Raw genomic sequence first — 17,057 nt, 5'->3', positions numbered from 1 at the left:
TTTTCTCCATCATATCAGAGCAAAATAAATTTCCGATCAAGGCGCCGTTGCATTACACGATCGGCCGCCGCCCGCGCCCCGTCCCGCGCTGCCGCTCCACCGCCCGGGTAAAATGATCGTCTTCTAACGGGGAGCGAAGTTCTTGGCTGAGGCGGGGCCGGATCCGCGGATCGCGCGGGTCGTCGTCGGCGTCGTGCCGGCGGCGCTCGCCGGGGTGTACGCGCTGGCGGCCCCGGCGCGGACCGACGGAGCCGTGCGGATCGGCACGGCGGTAGCCCTGGTCGCGTCGGTCCTCGTGCTGCACCTCGTCTGGGTCATGCCGCGGCTCGCGCGGTGGCGGCGGGGGTGGGTCGTCCCCGCACAGGCCCTGGCCGCGTACACCGTCGTCCTCGCGTTCGGGACGTCGGCCGTGATCCTCGCGTTCGTCGCCGGGTCGCTGCTGGCGGCGGGCGTCCCGCGGCCCAAGGCCGCGTGGCCCCTGGCGGCCGGGGTCGTCGGCAGCGCGACGCTCGTCGACGTCCTGCGGGGCGGCGCGAGCGTCGACGTCACGATCACGTGCCTGCTGGCCGCGCTGGTGCTGTACGGGCTCGTCCGGCTGGCCGACCGCGCGGACGACGCGGCGGCGGCGCGGCTGCCGCTCACCATGGCGGCGGTCGGCCGGGAACGGCTGCGGATCGCGGCGGAGCTGAACCGGGGCCTCGGCGCAGGGCTCCGCGCCGTCTCCGACGGCACCCGGCGCGCGGCCGGGCGACCCGAGGCCATCCGATCCGAGGCGATCCGACCCGGGGCGATCGGGGACGTGCTGGCGGTCGCGCGGCGGTCGCTGAACGACGCCCGCGCCGCGGCCGCCGACTTCCGGAGCATGTCGCTGGCGCCCGAGGCGACGGCGGCGCGGGCCCTGCTGGAGGCGGCGGACGTCCGCGCCGAGGTGCGGACCGGGCACCGCGAACCGCTCGGCCCGGCCGGGGCGCTGCTGGCGATGGTGCTGCGGGAGGCCGTCACGGACGTGGTCCGGGCTGGCACGGCGCGGTCCTGCCTGGTCGAGACGTCCGAGCGCGGCGGGGCCGTCGTGCTGCGCGTCGTCAACGACGGCGTCCGCACGGCGGAACGCGGCGCGGACGGGCTGGCGGAGGCCGCGGCGCGGGTCCGCGCCGCGGGCGGCGCGTTCTCCGCCGGGTTCGGCGGCGACGGCCGGTTCGCGGTGGAGGCCGTCGTGGACGCCGGGGACCGCGCGGTGAGCGTCCCCGACAAGGCGGCGTACCGGCTGTCGCTGACCCTGCTCGCGACCGTGCTGGCCGGGTTCTGCGTGAAGGGCCTGCTGCTCGTCCCGTGGGGGCCGCGCTGGGCCGTGGCGGCGGTCGTCCTGGCGCTGGTCGCGGTGGCGCAACTCGTCTGGACGGGCACCGGCCGCCCCCGGTGGTGGCCGCTGGTCCTGACCGTGCTCAGCGTCGCGCCGGTCCCGGTGTTCGGAGAGGCGTGGCTGGGCCTCGCGGGCGTCCTCGCGGGGACGTTCCTGGTCGGGCTCCCGGCGCGGGCCGCCGTCCCGCTCGTGGCGGCGACGATGGCCGGGGTCGGGGCGGGTGCGGCTGCGCTCGGCCTCGGGACGGCGGCGACCGTCAACTTCACGGTGAGCACGCTGGTGACGGGCCTCGTCGTGTACGGGTTCGTCCGGCTGGCGAGGCTGGTGCGCGATCTGCAGATCGCGGGCGCGGAGCTGGCGCGGGCCGCGACCGTCCAGGAGCGGCTGCGGGCGGCCCGGGACCTGCACGACCTGCTCGGCCACAGCCTGGCGGCGATCCTCCTGAAATGCGAGCTGGCGCGGCGGCTGGCGGACGCCGACCCGGAGCGCGCCCGCCGGGAACTGGCCGAGGTCGTCGAGATGGCGGAGCGGGCCCGCGGAGACCTCCGCGCCGCGACCGGCGGCGAAGCCGGCCTCTCGCTGGACGGCGAGGTAGCGTCCGCCCGGTCCGTGCTCACGGCCGCGGGCGTCGAGACCGACGCGGACCACGCCCCGCTGGACGGCCGGGTGGACGGCGACGTGTCGGCGGTGCTCGGCGCCGTCCTGCGCGAGGCCGTGACGAACGTGCTCCGGCACAGCGCCGCCACGCGCTGCGCCATCCGGACGGAACGGGACGGCGACGCCGTACGGCTGGTCGTGGAGAACGACGGCGTCGACCCGGACGCGCCCCGCACGCCGCCCGGATCGGGCATCGGGAACCTGACCACGCGGCTCGCCGCGCACGGCGGGACGCTCAGCGCGCGCGCCGACGGCACGGGCCGCTTCCGCCTGGAGGCGAGGATCGGCCGGCGGACGGGCGACCGTCCGAAGGAACGCGCGATCGGCTAGAGCCAGCCCGCCTCACCGGCGATGCGCGCGGCGTCGGTGCGGTTCCGGGCGTTGAGCTTGGCGACGACGGCGGTCAGGTGGTTGCGGACCGTCCCGGCGGACAGGTGCAGGCGCGCGGCGATCTCCGTGGCCTCGGCCCCCTCGGCGGCGAGCCGCAGCACGTCGGTCTCGCGCGGGGTGAGCGGGTTGTCGGCGCTGTCCCAGGCGGTGAGGGCGAGCCGCGGGTCGAGGACGCGGCCGCCGGCGGCGACCGCGCGGATCCCGGCGGCGAGCTCCTCCGGCGGCGCGGTCTTCAGCAGGAAGCCGCGGACCCCGGCGGTCAGGGCGCGGCGCAGATGCCCCGGCTTGCCGTGCCCGGTGAGGACGAGCGTCGCCACCTCCGGCAGCTCGGCGCGCAGCGCGGCGGCCGCCGCGAGGCCGTCGAGGCCGGGCATGTCGACGTCGAGGACGGCGACGTCCGGCCGGGCCGAGCGCGCCGCGGCCAGCACCTCGTCGCCGCGGTCGACCTCGGCCACCACGGTCAGGTCGGGTTCGAGGCCGAGCAGTCCGGCGAGGGCGCTGCGGACGACGTGGTGATCGTCCGCGAGGAGCACCTTGATCACACGTCCCTGTCTACCAGCAGGTGTACCAGCGACGCCGTCATGGCCCGACCCATGACGAGGTCACGGGTGCCCGGTGATCACATCTCTGGCCCATGAACGCCCAGGTCAGAAGACTTGAGGGCATGAACGAGAGGGTCATCGAGGGGACGCGCACGGCGGCCGCGGTGCGGCTGGAGGCGGTCAGCAAGGTCTACGGGCGGGGCCGGGGCGCGGTCGCGGCGCTGCGGGAGGTGACGGCGTCTGTGCCGCGCGGACGGTTCACCGCCGTCATGGGGCCGTCCGGGTCGGGGAAGAGCACGTTCCTGCACTGCGCGGCCGGTCTGGACACGCCGACGTCGGGGACCGTCCGGCTGGGCGACACCGACCTGTCCGGGATGGACGAGACGAGGCTGACGGAACTGCGCAGGAAGCGCGTCGGGTTCGTGTTCCAGGCGTTCAACCTGGTGTCGTCGCTGACGGTGGAGCAGAACATCACGCTGCCGCTGCGCCTTTCGCGGACGCGGGTCGACGCGGACTGGCTGGCCGAGGTGGTCGCCCGGGTCGGGCTGGGCGAGCGGGCCGGGCACCGTCCGGCGCAGCTCTCCGGCGGGCAGCAGCAGCGCGTCGCGATCGCCCGCGCGCTGGTGACGCGGCCGGAGGTCGTTTTCGGGGACGAGCCGACCGGCGCCCTCGACACGATGACGGCGCGCGACGTCCTCACGCTGCTGCGGGAGACGGTCGACGACATGGGCCAGACGGTCGTGATGGTCACGCACGACCCGGTCGCCGCCTCCTACGCCGACACGGTGCTGTTCCTGGCCGACGGGCGGATCGTCGACTCGATGGACGCCCCGTCCAGCGACCGGGTCGCGGCCCGCATGACCCGGCTGGGGGCGTGGAAGTGATGATGTGGCTCGTTCTCAGCACGCTGCGGCACCGCAAGGCGGGATTCGCCGGTGCGTTCGTCGCGCTTCTGTGCGCCGCCGCTCTGGTGTGCGCGTGCGGTGTCCTGCTCGACACGGGACTGCGCGGCTCGGTCGCGCCCGAAAGGTACGCGGGATCGCCGGTCGTCGTCACGGGGGACCAGTTCGTCCACAAGACGTTCGTCAAGAAGAAGGGCAAGGTGAAGCACAAGGCGAAGGGCATCGCGGAACGCGCCTGGCTGCCGGAGTCCGTCGCGGACAAGGTCCGGAACGCGGACGGCGTGCGCGGTGTGGTCACCGAAGTGACCTTCCCGGCCGAGATCGGCGGCTCCACCGGCGGTGACCGCGAATCGTGGGGCCACGGGTGGGAGTCCGCCGCGCTCACCCCGTTCACCATCCGGGACGGACGCGCCCCGAGCGCGGACGACGAGATCGTCATCGATGCCGCGACGGCCCGCGCCGAGGGGTTGCGGCCGGGCGCGACCGTGGAGGTCTCGTCGGTGGTTCCGGGGCGCTACCGCGTCGTCGGCGTCACCGCGCAGGCCCTCGACCACCAGACCGCCGTCTTCTTCTCCACCGCGCGGGCCCGCCGCCTGTCCGGACGGGACGGCAAGATCACCGCGATCGGCGCGCACGGCCCGCGGCAGGCGGTCGAGGACGCCGTGCGCAGCACCGGGGCGACCGTCCACACCGGCGCCGACCGGGGCAGGGCGGAGTTCCTCGGCGCGGAGAAGTCCCGGATCAAGCTGATCAGCCTGGGCGGCGCCCTCGGCGGGACGGCCCTGCTCGTCGCGATCCTCGTCGTGGCCGGGACGTTCGCCCTGTCGGTCCAGCAGCGCGACCGGGAGCTCGCGCTGCTGCGCGCCGTCGCCGCGACGCCGCGCCAGGTCCGCCGGATGATCGGCCGGGAGGCGCTGCTGGTCGGGCTCCTCGCGGGACCGCTCGGGGCGGCGGCCGGGCTGCCGCTCGCGGTCCTGCTGCGCGACCGGTTCCGCGGGCTCGGCGCGCTGCCGCCGAACCTGGACCTGGTCGTCGGCCCGTTCCCGCCGGCCGCCGCCGCGCTCGCGGCCGTCGCCGCCGCGTTCGCCGCGGCCCGGATCACGGCCCGGCGGACGGCCCGGATCCGTCCGGTCGAGGCGCTCGGCGACGCCGCGCCCGCCCGGGGGCGGCTCGGCGCCGTCCGGATCGCCGCCGGGCTCGCGGTCGCCGCCGGGGCCGCCGTCCTGACGGCCGTGCTGTCCGGGCTGCACACGGAGGCGGCGTCGAGTCCGGTCACGGTGCTGACCGCGATCGTCTGGACGGCCGCCGTGGCGCTGCTCGGCCCCGCCGTCGTCCGCGCCGCCGTCGCCGTCCTGGCGGTGCCGCTGCGGCTGTCGCCGGTCGGCGGGCACCTCGCGGCGGCGAACCTCGGCGCGGGCGCGCGGCGGGTCGCGTCGGTCGTCACGCCGCTCACCCTGATGACCGGGCTGACCGCGACGATCCTGTTCGCGCAGACGACGATGGGCCACGCCGCGACGCGCCAGGCGACCGAGGGCACGATCGCCGCGCACGTCCTCGGCCCGAAGGTGCCGCACGCGACGGCCGAGCAGATCCGCCGCGCGCCCGGCGTGACCGCCGTGACCGAGGTCCTGCACGGCACCGTCCGCGTGGACCTGGAGAACTACGCGATCCAGGGCGTCACGCCGGAGGGCCTGAACCAGACCATGGACCTGGACGTCCGCGAAGGCTCCCTCCGGGGCCTGGACCCGTCTACCATCGCCGTGAGCCGGACCGCCGCCGACCGGCTCGGCGTCCGGCCCGGCGAGCGGCTGCGCCTCGACCTGGGCGACGGCGCGCCGATCGCGCCCACGGTGATCGCCGTGTACGAGCGGGGCCTCGGCTTCGGCGACCTCACCGTCTCCCGCGACCTGCTCGCCGCCCATGTGGACGACCCGCGCGGCCTCCTGCTGATCGCCGGCACGTCGCCCGCGGGCCTGCCCGGGACGGACGCCGCCGCCCTCGCCGAGGCCGGTGCGAGCGCGAACGCCGAGGTCAACCTGGTCGCGATGGCGCTGATCCTCGCGTTCACGGCGATCGCCGTGGTGAACACCCTCGCGATGGCCACCGCGGGCCGCGCCCGCGAGTTCGCGCTGCTGCGCCTCGTCGGGACGACCCGCCGCCAGATCATGCGGATGCTCGGCTGGGAGACCCTGGCCGTCGTCGCCGTCGCGGGCGTCCTCGGCGCCGCGATCGCCCTCGCGACGCTCACCGCGTTCGGCAAGGGCATGACCGGCGGTGGAGCGCACGTCCCGCCGCTCGGCCTGCTGGGCGTGCTCGCCTGGGGCGCCGTCCTCGCCGGGGCCGCGACGGTCCTGCCCGCCTGGACGGCCATGGCCGCGCGTCCCGCCGACACGATCAGTGCCCGCGACTAGCGGTCAGTCGCTGTCGGTGGCGGCGACGACGGCGACGGTTCGGCCGTCCGGGCGGAGGGCGGCGATGCCCACGTCCATGGACGGATGCACCTGGAGATGCCAGTCCGAGGTGTAGAAGACCCAGGCGCACTGGTCGGCGGCGCGTTCGACGGCCGCTTGGTCGTCCGGCTCCAGACCGGCGAGGGCGGCGAGCGACTCCCAGGAGGCGAGCCGCCCGTACGCGCCGCACAGGCCGGGCCCGTACGCGCTGCCGCTCGCGGCGCCGCCGAACAGCGTCCATAGGACGTCGGGCGTCGTCACCCGCCGCGTCTCGGCGAAGGCGCCGCCCGCGCTCTCCAGGCCGAGCACCCGCAGGACGGACCCGCCGAAGTCGCCGGGCGCGAGCGTGCCGTCCAGGCGGAACAGGCGCGCCTCGGTGCCGTCGCCGTCGTCCGACACCCAGGCGCGGTGGGCGCTGAGCGCCCGCCGGGCGTCGGGCCAGTCGAGCTCGACGGCGGTCACCCCGGGATCGGCCGGGCCGTCGGCGGGCGGCGCGTCCGCACCGGGCCTCGACCAGACAGGACGCGCCGTGCCCGGATGCCGGGGCAGCCGGTGGTCCCGCTCGGCCGGGGCGGCGCGCAGCGGCAGCCCGGCCAGCGGGTGCCCGGCGGCGCGCAGCCGCTCGGCGAAATCGGCCGCCGCCGACGCGTCGTGGCGCAGCGCGGTCTCCTGGAGCAGGCACGCGGCCAGCTCGTCCGCCGGGTCGGCGGTCGCCAGCGCGGCGAGCAGGTGCTCGGCGGGCTGGCCGCTCGCCAGCCACCACGCGACCTCGCGAAGGTCGTAGCGGACATCGCCCCACGCCAGTCCGGCGGCGGCGAGCCGGCGGACGCTCCGCACCCGGTCCGCACCGCCCGGCGCGGCCGCGAGCCGCCGCAGCGCCACCGGGAAGCCGTACCGCATCGGGTAGGTCGGCGACTCCACCCGCAGCAGCGCTTCGAGCAGCGCTTCGAGCCACGGCGGCTCCGCCTTCTGGACGACCTGGTCGGTCACCTTGACCGCCTTGCTCCAGTGGCGGTCGCGGTAGGTGTCGGCCAGCCCCATCCGCCGGACGGCCTCCTCGATCTCCATGAACCGAAGTCTGACCACCGCGCACCCCGGCACGCACCCGGTTATGAGTCCCGGACGGTTTCCCCGAAGGCGGGGGTGATGCGGTGGCGCGACCAGCCGAGGTAGAGGGCGGCGCCCGCGGCGCCCACGACGGTGAGGGTGATCACCATGCTCCACTCGATGTACCAGGCGTCGCCGGTGTCACGCGGCCACACGATGTTGACCGTCTGGAGGGCCAGCCACACCGCCGCCACGTACGTCACCGGTGCGCTGAACCGGCCGAGGCTGAACGAGCCGGGACGCCAGCGGCCGCGCAGGTGCTGGAGCGCCGCGCCCCACACCGGCAGCCCGAACGCGACGTAGAACCCGACCGTCGTGAAGTTGACCAGCACCGAGTACAGCTTCGACCCGGACAGGAGCACGAACACGGCCGCGCCCACCGCCGTCAGCAGGATCGCGGGGACGGGCAGCCGCTCCGGCCCGGCGAGCCTTCCGAGAACGCCGGAGCCGGGCAGCGCCTTGTCGCGCGCCGACGCCCAGATCACCCGGGACACGGCGGCCTGGACGGCGAGGAAGCTGGCCAGGAACCCGATCACGAACATGACGAGCAGCGGACGTCCGATCGACGACCCGAAGTGGTACACGAGCGTGTCGCTGACGGGGTCGGCGACGCCGCCGTCCATCACCTTCGGCAGGTCCGGGATCGCGAGGATCAGCCCGGCCGCCGAGTACATGACGATGATCCCGACCGCCAGCAGCGCGAAGATCAGCGCCTTCGGCACCTCCCGCTCGGGGTGCTCCACCTCCTCGGCGATCGCGCCCGCCGACTCGAACCCGACGAACGACCAGCCGACGAACGCGGCGGCCGCGAGCATCGGGCCCGCGAGCCAGCCGCCGCCCCCGGCGGTGCCCGCGCCGTCCAGCAGGAAGCCGAACGAGTGCTCCCGGTAGAACAGCAGCAGGACGGTGCCGAGCCCCACGGACGCGAGCACCTCGCAGACCAGGCTCGCCACGACGAGGATCTTCAGCGTCCGGCGGCCGACGATGTTGGCGAGGCTGCCGAGCGCGAGGATCGCGAGGGCCGTTCCCATCGTCGCCGCCTTGCCGGGCGCGTCCACCCCGGCGGCCTGGAGCAGGAAGCCCGCCGCGCCGTACGACAGCGTGGACAGCGCGATCGTCAGCCCCCACATGTACGCCCAGGCCGCGAACCAGCCGGCGCCGGGGCCGCGCACGTGCCGGGCCCACTGGTAGACGCTGCCCTCGTACGGCCAGCGGGACGCCAGCTCGCCGAACACGCAGGCGACCAGCAGCTGCCCGCCGAGGACGATCGGGAACGCCCACCAGAACGCGGGCCCGGCCGCGAGCAGCCCCAGCGTGAAGATCGCGTACAGCGCGACGATCGGGGACACGTCGGCGAACGCGAGCGCGGTCGCCGACCGCAGGTCGAAGCCCTTGCGGAGGGTGTGCGGGTGCTCGGCGGCGGGCGGCACGCCGCCCGCCTTCTCGTTACTGGACGTGGTCATCGCGAACCCTTGCGGTCGTCGTCCGAGGGGTGGCCGGACGGGGGCGGCGGCGGGAGGCGGCGCGGGGACAGGTTGAGGGAGCGGACGTGCCGGGCGATGTCGCCGAGCGGGGCGAGCCACACGTCCGGGCAGGACGCGACGTGCTCGATGAGTCCCTCCAGCGCGGCGGCGCGGCCGGGACGCCCCGACAGGAACGGATGCGCGGTCAGGACGAAGCAGCCGCCCTCGGCGCGCAGCGCCTCGAACTCGTCCCGCCACATCCCGGCGGCCTTCGCCGGGCTCTCGATCAGGCCGGTGCCGGAGACGCCGGGGATGAAGCAGTACTGCTCCCAGTCGTCCAGCCCCCAGTGGACGGGGATCTCGACAAGGGACGCGCCGCCGCCCGCGTCCAGCTCGTAGGGGACGTCGGCGTCCATGAGGCTCGTGTCGTACAGGAACCCGCGTTCGGCGAGCAGGCGCGGCGAGGCGTGGGTCAGCTCCCACATCGGCGCGCGGTAGCCGTCCGGGCGGACGCCCGCGACCTCCGCGAGGGCGTCGAGGCCCCGGTCGAGGATGTCGGCCTCCGTCCGCTCGTCGACGGGACCGGACGGCCCGATGAGGGTCTCGTGCAGGTAGCCGTGGTGGGCGATCTCGTGGCCGCCGTCGGCGATCGCGCGGACGGCGTCCGGATGCCGGTGCGCGGTGAAGCCCGGGACGAAGAACGTCGCCCGCACCCCGTGCCGCGCCAGGACCCGCAGCAGCCGGGGCAGTCCGGTCAGCGGCCCGTACGCCTGGTGGCTCAGCACGCTCGGCCGCAGGGCGGTGCCCGGGTCGGCGCTCAGCACGGCCGACTCCGCGTCCACGTCGAACGTGAACGACGCCGCCGACGTCGCGGCCCCCGGCCAGCGGACGGGGTCGGCGGGGCGCATCCCGGCGGGCGTCATGGTCGGTCCTTCGCCAGCAGGCCGAGGATCTCGTAGACGACCGTGGCCGCCGCGATGGACGTGATCTCGGCGTGGTCGTAGGCGGGCGCGACCTCCACGACGTCCGCGCCGACGATGCGCAGGCCCGCGAGCCCGCGCAGGATCGACAGCAGCTCCCGGCTGGTCAGGCCGCCGCTGTCGGGCGTCCCGGTGCCCGGCGCGTACGCGGGGTCGAGGACGTCGATGTCGATCGACAGGTACACCGGCGCGTCCTGGACGCGGGCCCTGATCCGCTCGGCGACGCCCGCCGTCCCGAGGCCCTCCACCTCCGCGCAGTGGACGATCGTGAACCCGAACCGGGCGTCGTCCACCAGGTCCTGCGGGTCGTAGAGGGGTCCGCGGATGCCCGCGTGGACGCTCGCGTCCCGCATCAGCAGCCCCTCCTCGGCGGCGCGCCGGAACGGGGTGCCGTGCGTGTACGGCTCGCCGAAGTAGGTGTCCCAGGTGTCGAGGTGCGCGTCGAAGTGGACGAGCGCGACGGGCCCGTGCAGCGCGTGCGCGGCCCGCAGCGCGGGGAGCGCGATCGTGTGGTCGCCGCCGATCGCGACGGCGCGGGCCCCGTCCCCGGTGAGGTCGCGCAGGCCCGACTCCACCTGGGTGATCGCCGCGCCGATGTCGAACGGGTTGCAGGAGATGTCCCCGGCGTCCACGACCTGCATGGACGCGAACGGAAGCACGTCCAGCGCCGGGTTGTAGGGCTTGAGCAGCCGCGACCCCTGCCGCACCGCCGCCGGGCCGAACCGCGCGCCCGGACGGTACGAGACCCCGCCGTCGAACGGCACGCCCACGATCGCGACGTCGTAGCCGGAGACGTCGCCGCGGGCCGGAAGCCGCGCGAACGTCGACGGGCCCGCGAACCTCGGGACCTCCAGTGCGTTGACCTGTCCGACCGGCTCCATCGATGTCCTTTCGCGTGATTGCTGAAGTTCGCGGGGTTGCCAAATAGGGGTCGCTGTGCGTGAGGGGTTAGTCGCAGGTTAGGCGCGGGATCGGGTGGTGCCGCCGTTGACGTGCAGAATCTGGCCGACGAGGGTCGGGAGCCGGTCGTCGGCGAGCAGTGCGATCGCCGCCGCTACCTCCTCCGGTGCGGCGATCCGGCCGAGCGGGACGCGGGCCGCGTACCGCTCGCGGATCTCGTCCACGCTCACCCCGGCGGCCGTCGCGTCCACTTCGAGCTGCGGGGTGTCGATCACGCTCGGCGCGACCGCGTTGACCGCGATGCCGAGCGGGCCGAGTTCCCGGCCGAGCGACTTGGTGAGCGCGATCATCCCGGCCTTGGACGCGGAGTACGCCGTCGCGTCCGGCCAGCCGATCAGCCCCCACTCGGACGAGACGAGCACCATCCGGCCGCCGCCGCGCTCGACCATCCCGGGCAGGACGGCCTGCGCGCAGGCGAACGTCCCGCCGAGGTTGACGTCGACGATCCGCCACCAGTCGTCCGGGTCGTGCGCGGCGAACGGGGCCATCGTCATGTGGGCGGCGGCCGCGACGAGGACGCCGACGTGCTCGCCGGTCCGCTGCTCGACGTCCGCGACCATCGCCTCGACGGCCTCGGGGTCGGCGACGTCGGCGGGCGCGGCCACGCCGTCCAGTTCGGCGGCGAGGGCCGCGACGCTCCGGTCGGGATGGTCGTTCAGCGCCACGAGGTGGCCGTCGGCGGCGAGCCGCCGCGCGACCGCCGCGCCGAGACCGCCGCCGGCGCCCGTGATCAGCGCCACCGCCATCTAGATCACCGCCCCGGCGTTGGGGGACAGGACCTCGCCCGCGCAGAACGTCCCGTCCTCGACGAGGTAGGCGGCGGCGAGCGCGACCTCTTCGGCGGACGTCAGCCGTCCCGCCGGGAGGGTCTGCAGGTAGGACGCCTTGCGCCAGGGCGACTCGGGCGGCAGCAGCGGCGTGTCGGTCGGGCCGGGCGCCACCGCGTTCACCCGCACCCCGGACGGTCCGAGCTCCACCGCCAGCGACCGGACGAACCCGATCACCGCGCCCTTGGCCGCGGCGTAGTGCGCCTCGGCGTCGCCGCCGCCGATCGCCAGCTCGGACGCGACCGCGACGACCGCGCCCTCGCCCCGCTCCACCATGCCCGGCGTCACGGCCCGGCACACGTTCACCAGGCCGCCGAGATGGACGCGGAGCATGCGCCGCCACTCCGGCCACGCGATGTCCGACACCGGGACGATCGCGTAGTGCCCGGCCGCGCACAGCGCCGCCCCGACCGGGCCGAGCTCCCGCTCGATCCGCCGGACCGCGGCGCCCACCTGCGCGGGGTCGGACACGTCCACGCCCACCGAGTGGTCGGCGTCCGGCGCGGGGCTGAGGTCGAGCCCGGCGGTCGTCCAGCCGCGCCCGGACAGCTCGCGCACCATCGCGGCGCCGATCCCGCTCGCCGCCCCCGTGACGAGCGCGACCCGGCCTTGTCCGGCAAGGCTTTCGGGACGCTCCGGTCGTTCCGGCATCGGGCCTCCGATCCGCTCGGTATCCCCTGGTGGGGCGGAACTCCCAGGCAAACCCGCCATAACAGTGGGTGACAAGGGAGACAGCGATTTCTTGGCCGAACGCACCGCGGGGCACCCGAAAGGTCGTGCTCTTCTCCAAAACTCGTTTCCTTGCCCAAAAGACGGCGACGCGCCACCGTCCACGCGCGTCCCGGAGTGAGAGGCTGAGGCCGTGACCAGCGATCCGGCGGTGCTGCGCCTCACGGTCCGACAGCTCTTGGAGATGCCGCGGTTCCGGCTGCGGCTGGTCGCCGGGGCGGACGGCCTGGACCGGTCGATCCGCTGGGCGCACTCGACCGAGCTGCTCGACCCCGGGCCCTACCTGCGCGGGAACGAGATCGTCCTGACGGTCGGCGCGGCGCTGCGGGACGCGGCCGCCTGCGCGTCGTTCGCCGGGTCCGTCAAGACGAGCCGCGGCGCCGCGATCGGCTACGGGATCGGCGACGTCACCGACGCCGCGCCCGCGGACCTGCGCGAGGTCTGCGACCGGCTCGGCCTGCCGCTCCTGGAAGTGCCGCCGGAGGTCCCGTTCCTGAGCTTCACCGAGTGGTTCGCCGAACGGCTCGCCGCCGGACGGGACGAGCGGCACGAGCGCGAGGAGACCGGACGCCTCCTCCGCATGGTGGGGGAGGGGCTCGCGTCCGCCGAGGTGCTCCGGCCCCGGATCGACGACGCGGGCCTCGACCCGGCGACGCTCCGCGCGATCGCGATCCCGCCGCCCGAGGAGGATCTGCCCGGCGTCCTCGGCGTGGACGGCGACACCGCCATCGTGATCACCGACGGGGACGGCGTCTGGCCGGAGCCCGCGGGCATCGGCAGCCCCGGCCCGCTCGACCACCTCCCGCTGTCGCTGACCGAGAGCCTCGCCGCGCTGGACGCCGCGCGCCGCACCGGCGGCGTCGTCCACGCCGCCGACCTCGCCACCTTCCAGGCCCTGCTCGGCCGCCTCGACCAGGACCAGCTCGCCCCGTTCATCGACCAGATCGCGCGCCCGCTCGCCGACTACGACGACGCGCACGGGACCCGCCTGGTCGAGACGCTCCGCACGTTCCTCGACAAGGGCGGCGCGGTCGGCGCCACGTCCCGCGCCCTCTACCTGCACCCGAACACGCTGCGCCACCGGCTGTCCCGGATCGAGGCGCTCACCGGCCGCAACCCGCTCCAGTTCGAGGACCGGGTGGCCCTCGCCATCGCGATCTGGTCGGTGACCCGGCGCGGCGTTTCACCGTCCTGACGGCGGCGGACGATTCGGTTATCCGCGCGGCGGGGAAGGTCGGGTCGGCGGTGCCCTTTTTGTGATTACCGCAGGGTGTTCACTCGGCTAATTCTGGTTTCTCTGATTTGGATGGTTTTGTCCAGGATGATCGTGGTGTCGACCTGGCGAAATGCGAAGTTCATCCGGCCTGTCGTCGGTGAACGGACGGACGTGTCGACAGCACGGCCGATTCCGGCCGTCCAAAGATCAAAGAGAGTGCGGCGCCCCCCGAGTCTCGCTGGTCACGAGGGTCACTGGGGATTCGCCGGGACGGGCACGCAGAGTATTGCTAAATGTCCCGAATGCGAATGTGGACAGGTCCAAATTCGATGTTCCTGACCTGCTGCCGAGGGACGGGTCTAGGTTTGTGGGCGTCGGGCGGCGGTCCCGAACGGCGGCGCCCGCGCACCGCGAACCCGTCCCGCCGAAAGGAGCGTCAGACCGATGACGGATGCGAGCCCCGGCCCGCGACAGGGTCCGGACGCGAAGATCAACACTGACGTTCCCCAGTCGGCCCGGATCTGGAACTACTGGCTCGGCGGGACCGACAACTACGAGGTCGACCGGACCGCCGGCGACCAGTACGTCGGGCTGTATCCCGGCATCGTCGACATCGCCCGCGCCGGGCGCTACTTCATGGATCGCGCCATCCGGTTCCTCGCCGCCGAGCGCGGCATCCGCCAGTTCATGGACTGCGGGACCGGCCTGCCCACGCTCGACAACACCCACGAGATGGCCCAGCGCGCCGCCTCCGACGCGAAGGTCGTCTACGTCGACAACGACCCGCTCGTCCTCGCGCACGCCCGCGCCCTGATGGCCGAGGGGCGCACCGCCTACATCGACTGCGACCTGCACGACCCGAAGACGATCATGGACCACGCGGCCGACCTGCTCGACCTGACCCAGCCGGTCGGGCTGCTGATCATCGGCGTGCTCGGGCACATCGTCGAGCCCGGCGAGGCGTACGGCGTCGTCAAGGGGCTGATGGAGCCGCTGGCGTCCGGCAGCTACCTGATCCTGCACGACTCGACCGACCAGAACGAGGACTTCAACGCGGCCCAGCGCGCCTACGACGAGACCGGCGCCATCCCGTTCCGGCTGCGCAGCCCCGACTTCATCCGCCACTACTTCGACGGTCTGGAGATCGAGGAGCCGGGACTCGTGACGAGCGGCGCGTGGCGTCCCGAGGTGGACGTCGAGGCCGCCCCGCTGCCGACGCTCTGCGCGGTGGCCCGCAAACCCTGACGCCCGTAAACCCTGACGCACGGCGACCTCGGACCGCCCCGCCATACTGAAAGGTAGCTCAACGTCCCGTCTTCGACGCGGTGCGTGAAGGTTATAGTGAGGCGGTCGTCGCACGTTGATCTCCCGGGAGGAGTCCCCGTTGGCCTCCGTCGCGATCACCGGCAGGAGACGGTACACCGGCGCCCAGGGCGGTGATCCGCTCGTCCCGCGGATGCTGCTGGCCCGCCGGCTGCGCGAGCTGCGCGAGGCGGCCGGGCTGAGCCGGGCCCGCGCCGCGCGGGCGATCAGCGCGTCCGACTCCAAGGTCGGACGGCTGGAGCTCGGCCGGTCCGGCTGCAAGCCGCGCGACGTGGCCGCCCTCCTCACCGTCTACGGCGCCGACGGCGACGAGCGCACCACGCTGCTCGCCCTCGCCGAGCAGACCAACGCGCGCCCCTGGTGGGCGGACGACGCCGACCTCGTCCCGTCGTGGGTGCGGCCGTACCTGACCGCCGAGCAGGCGGCCAAGCTGGTCAGGACGTTCGAGACCCGGTACGTCCCCGGCCTGCTCCAGACCGAGGACTACGCCCGCGCCCTGTTCGTCGCCGGCGGCTCCGGCCCGGACGTCGAACGCCGCGTCGAGTTCCGGACGCGGCGGCAGCGCGTGCTGCGGCGCCGCCCGCGCCCGCTCAACCTGTGGATCGTGCTGGGCGAGAAGGCGCTGTGGCGCCCGGTCGGCGGCCCGGCCACGATGCGGGCGCAGATCCAGCGCATCATCGAGCTGTGCAGGCGGCCGAACGTGACCGTCCAGCTCGTCCCAGACGCGACCTGCACGGCCGTCGCGGGCGACGGCCCCCTCACGCTCGTCCGGTTCCCGCAGCAGGGCCTGGCCGACCTGGTCTACCTGGAGCGGACCGGCGGCGCCCGCTACCCGGTGCGGCCCGCCGAGGTCGAACGGCACTGGCACGTGTTCAACAGACTGGTGACCGAAGCGTCCCCGCCCGAACACACGCCCCGGCGCCTGGCCTCCATCCTCACCACGTACTGAGCCGCCGCGTACCGGCCGGGACCTCGCTCCGGGGTTCCGGCCGTCCCGTGCCCGCCCTCGTGCCCGCCCCCGTGCCCGCCCGGTGGCCGCGTCCGGTCGCCGGATCATGATCGCGTGCTGAGAATGCGCCATGACAAAGGGTGATCGCCGGCAAGGTGGATCGCATATTCCCGTCTGACCACTTCCGGTCTATATTCATAAAAGACGGATATTCGGGAGGGTCGGCGCGGTTACCAGGGGACGTAGGCCGCATGACCCTCATTGCCCGCGATTCCGGGCGAGCACCCGGTTATCGGGCAGCGTTGTTGACCGCCCCATACGCCGCCGTCCTCGAAGGAACGTCATGTCCGTCAGCGAGCGTTTGTGGAACGAGACAGCGGAACGTCGTTCCCGCGACGAACTGCAGGCCGGAGAGAACTTTCCGGTCGCCAGCCGCCTCCTGCCCGCGCGCCACCGCGCCCATCTGCTCAACGTGTACGGCTACGCCCGGCTCGTCGACGACATCGGCGACGAGGCTCCCCCGGAAGAGCGCGCCGGACTTCTCGACCTCGTAGAACGCGACCTCGACCGCGTCTATGCCGGGGAACGTCCGGAACTGCCCGCGATGCGCGACCTGGCCCGCACCGTGGCCGCGTGCGGAATACCCGCCGAGCCGTTCCGCCGCCTTCTCAAGGCCAATCGCCAGGACCAGGACGTGACGCGCTACGCGACGTTCGACGACCTGCTGGCGTACTGCGCGCTGTCCGCCGATCCGGTGGGGCACATCGTCCTGCACGTGTTCGGCGCCGCCACCCCGGACCGGCTCGCCCTCTCCGACAAGGTGTGCACCGCGCTCCAGATCATCGAGCACTGCCAGGACGTCGCCGAGGACCACCGCAACGGCCGCGTCTACCTGCCGCAGGACGATCTCCGCCGCTTCGGCTGCGTCGAGGGCGACCTGTCCGCCGCCGTCACCCCGACGCGGCTGCGCGGCGTGGTCGCGCTCCAGGCCGACCGCGCGGCGCGGCTCCTGGCCGAGGGCACGGCCCTCACCCCGCGGCTCCGCGGATTCGCGCGGGTCGCCGTCTCCGGCTATGTCGCGGGCGGCCTCGCCGCGCTCGCGGCGCTGGACCGAAACGCTTATGACGTGCTGGGCGGCGCGCCGAAACCGAAGAAGTCGCGGTTGCTCGTCGAGTGGTCGCGGACTTTGGGAAGGAGATGAG

At 74.3% G+C, this 17,057-nt stretch carries 14 protein-coding genes; 7 read left to right on the top strand and 7 right to left on the bottom strand.

Features of this window, described 5'->3' with window-relative positions; genetic code table 11:
- The first annotated feature begins 142 nt into the window (after nt 1-142).
- Complete coding sequence (locus FXF65_RS46005) at nt 143-2,347, top strand: sensor histidine kinase (protein ID WP_148353927.1); 2,205 nt, start codon at nt 143-145, stop codon at nt 2,345-2,347.
- On the opposite strand, the gene FXF65_RS32680 is transcribed toward FXF65_RS46005, so the two are convergent.
- Nucleotides 2,344-2,949 (bottom strand): response regulator transcription factor, encoded by a 606-nt coding sequence (locus FXF65_RS32680; protein ID WP_148353926.1) that lies wholly within the window; start codon nt 2,947-2,949, stop codon nt 2,344-2,346. The genes FXF65_RS46005 and FXF65_RS32680 overlap by 4 nt on opposite strands.
- A 122-nt stretch (nt 2,950-3,071) precedes the next feature.
- On the opposite strand from FXF65_RS32680, the gene FXF65_RS32675 reads away from it, so the two are divergent.
- Nucleotides 3,072-3,833, top strand: a complete 762-nt coding sequence (locus FXF65_RS32675) for an ABC transporter ATP-binding protein (protein WP_187412621.1) — start codon at nt 3,072-3,074, stop codon at nt 3,831-3,833.
- Nucleotides 3,833-6,262, top strand: coding sequence for an ABC transporter permease (locus tag FXF65_RS32670; protein WP_148353925.1), 2,430 nt, complete (start codon nt 3,833-3,835; stop codon nt 6,260-6,262). The genes FXF65_RS32675 and FXF65_RS32670 overlap by 1 nt, the downstream gene beginning before the upstream one ends.
- A gap of 3 nt (nt 6,263-6,265) precedes the next feature.
- On the opposite strand, the gene FXF65_RS32665 is transcribed toward FXF65_RS32670, so the two are convergent.
- From FXF65_RS32665 to FXF65_RS32640, 6 genes are all read right to left on the bottom strand, one after another.
- Complete coding sequence (locus FXF65_RS32665; RefSeq protein ID WP_148353924.1) at nt 6,266-7,369, bottom strand: DUF6183 family protein; 1,104 nt, start codon at nt 7,367-7,369, stop codon at nt 6,266-6,268.
- Between the two features lie 41 nt (nt 7,370-7,410).
- Nucleotides 7,411-8,871 carry an APC family permease gene (locus FXF65_RS32660; RefSeq protein ID WP_148353923.1) on the bottom strand — a complete coding sequence of 487 codons (1,461 nt, stop codon included), beginning with the start codon at nt 8,869-8,871 and terminating at the stop codon, nt 7,411-7,413.
- Nucleotides 8,868-9,794 carry a polysaccharide deacetylase family protein gene (locus FXF65_RS32655; RefSeq protein WP_148353922.1) on the bottom strand — a complete coding sequence of 309 codons (927 nt, stop codon included), beginning with the start codon at nt 9,792-9,794 and terminating at the stop codon, nt 8,868-8,870. Before FXF65_RS32655 ends, FXF65_RS32660 begins: the two co-directional genes overlap by 4 nt.
- Nucleotides 9,791-10,732 carry an agmatinase gene (speB, locus tag FXF65_RS32650; protein ID WP_148353921.1) on the bottom strand — a complete coding sequence of 314 codons (942 nt, stop codon included), beginning with the start codon at nt 10,730-10,732 and terminating at the stop codon, nt 9,791-9,793. The genes FXF65_RS32655 and speB overlap by 4 nt, the downstream gene beginning before the upstream one ends.
- 78 nt (nt 10,733-10,810) lie before the next feature.
- Nucleotides 10,811-11,557: an SDR family NAD(P)-dependent oxidoreductase gene (locus FXF65_RS32645; protein WP_148353920.1), complete on the bottom strand. Its 747-nt coding sequence runs from the start codon at nt 11,555-11,557 to the stop codon at nt 10,811-10,813.
- On the bottom strand, nt 11,558-12,289 hold the full coding sequence (locus FXF65_RS32640; RefSeq protein ID WP_148353919.1) for an SDR family NAD(P)-dependent oxidoreductase: 732 nt from the start codon (nt 12,287-12,289) through the stop codon (nt 11,558-11,560).
- Between the two features lie 211 nt (nt 12,290-12,500).
- On the opposite strand from FXF65_RS32640, the gene FXF65_RS32635 reads away from it, so the two are divergent.
- From FXF65_RS32635 to hpnC, 4 genes are all read left to right on the top strand, one after another.
- The gene (locus tag FXF65_RS32635; RefSeq protein ID WP_148353918.1) at nt 12,501-13,562 is read left to right on the top strand and encodes a PucR family transcriptional regulator; all 1,062 of its coding nucleotides are present in this window, start codon (nt 12,501-12,503) and stop codon (nt 13,560-13,562) included.
- 465 nt (nt 13,563-14,027) lie between these two features.
- Nucleotides 14,028-14,828, top strand: coding sequence for an SAM-dependent methyltransferase (locus tag FXF65_RS32630; RefSeq protein ID WP_148353917.1), 801 nt, complete (start codon nt 14,028-14,030; stop codon nt 14,826-14,828).
- Nucleotides 14,829-14,967: 139 nt separating this feature from the next.
- On the top strand, nt 14,968-15,855 hold the full coding sequence (locus FXF65_RS32625; RefSeq protein WP_246199276.1) for a DUF5753 domain-containing protein: 888 nt from the start codon (nt 14,968-14,970) through the stop codon (nt 15,853-15,855).
- A 343-nt stretch (nt 15,856-16,198) separates the two neighbouring features.
- The gene (gene hpnC / locus FXF65_RS32620) at nt 16,199-17,056 is read left to right on the top strand and encodes a squalene synthase HpnC (protein ID WP_148353916.1); all 858 of its coding nucleotides are present in this window, start codon (nt 16,199-16,201) and stop codon (nt 17,054-17,056) included.
- Nucleotide 17,057: the final 1 nt, after the last annotated feature.

This window comes from Actinomadura syzygii (assembly GCF_008085905.1).
Taxonomy (GTDB): Bacteria; Actinomycetota; Actinomycetes; order Streptosporangiales; family Streptosporangiaceae; genus Spirillospora; species Spirillospora syzygii.
The sequence above is the reverse complement of the archived record's forward strand: the minus strand, read 5'-3'. Positions and strand labels throughout refer to the sequence as shown.

Coding starts and splice junctions, on each gene's coding strand:
- FXF65_RS32640 (WP_148353919.1), bottom strand. CDS start 12,289: ATGCCGGAACGACCGGAGCGTCCCGAAAGCCTTGCCGGACAAGGCCGG.
- hpnC (WP_148353916.1), top strand. CDS start 16,199: ATGTCCGTCAGCGAGCGTTTGTGGAACGAGACAGCGGAACGTCGTTCC.
- FXF65_RS32665 (WP_148353924.1), bottom strand. CDS start 7,369: ATGGAGATCGAGGAGGCCGTCCGGCGGATGGGGCTGGCCGACACCTAC.
- FXF65_RS32675 (WP_187412621.1), top strand. CDS start 3,072: ATGAACGAGAGGGTCATCGAGGGGACGCGCACGGCGGCCGCGGTGCGG.
- FXF65_RS32630 (WP_148353917.1), top strand. CDS start 14,028: ATGACGGATGCGAGCCCCGGCCCGCGACAGGGTCCGGACGCGAAGATC.
- FXF65_RS32655 (WP_148353922.1), bottom strand. CDS start 9,794: ATGACGCCCGCCGGGATGCGCCCCGCCGACCCCGTCCGCTGGCCGGGG.
- speB (WP_148353921.1), bottom strand. CDS start 10,732: ATGGAGCCGGTCGGACAGGTCAACGCACTGGAGGTCCCGAGGTTCGCG.
- FXF65_RS32645 (WP_148353920.1), bottom strand. CDS start 11,557: ATGGCGGTGGCGCTGATCACGGGCGCCGGCGGCGGTCTCGGCGCGGCG.
- FXF65_RS32670 (WP_148353925.1), top strand. CDS start 3,833: ATGATGTGGCTCGTTCTCAGCACGCTGCGGCACCGCAAGGCGGGATTC.
- FXF65_RS32660 (WP_148353923.1), bottom strand. CDS start 8,871: ATGACCACGTCCAGTAACGAGAAGGCGGGCGGCGTGCCGCCCGCCGCC.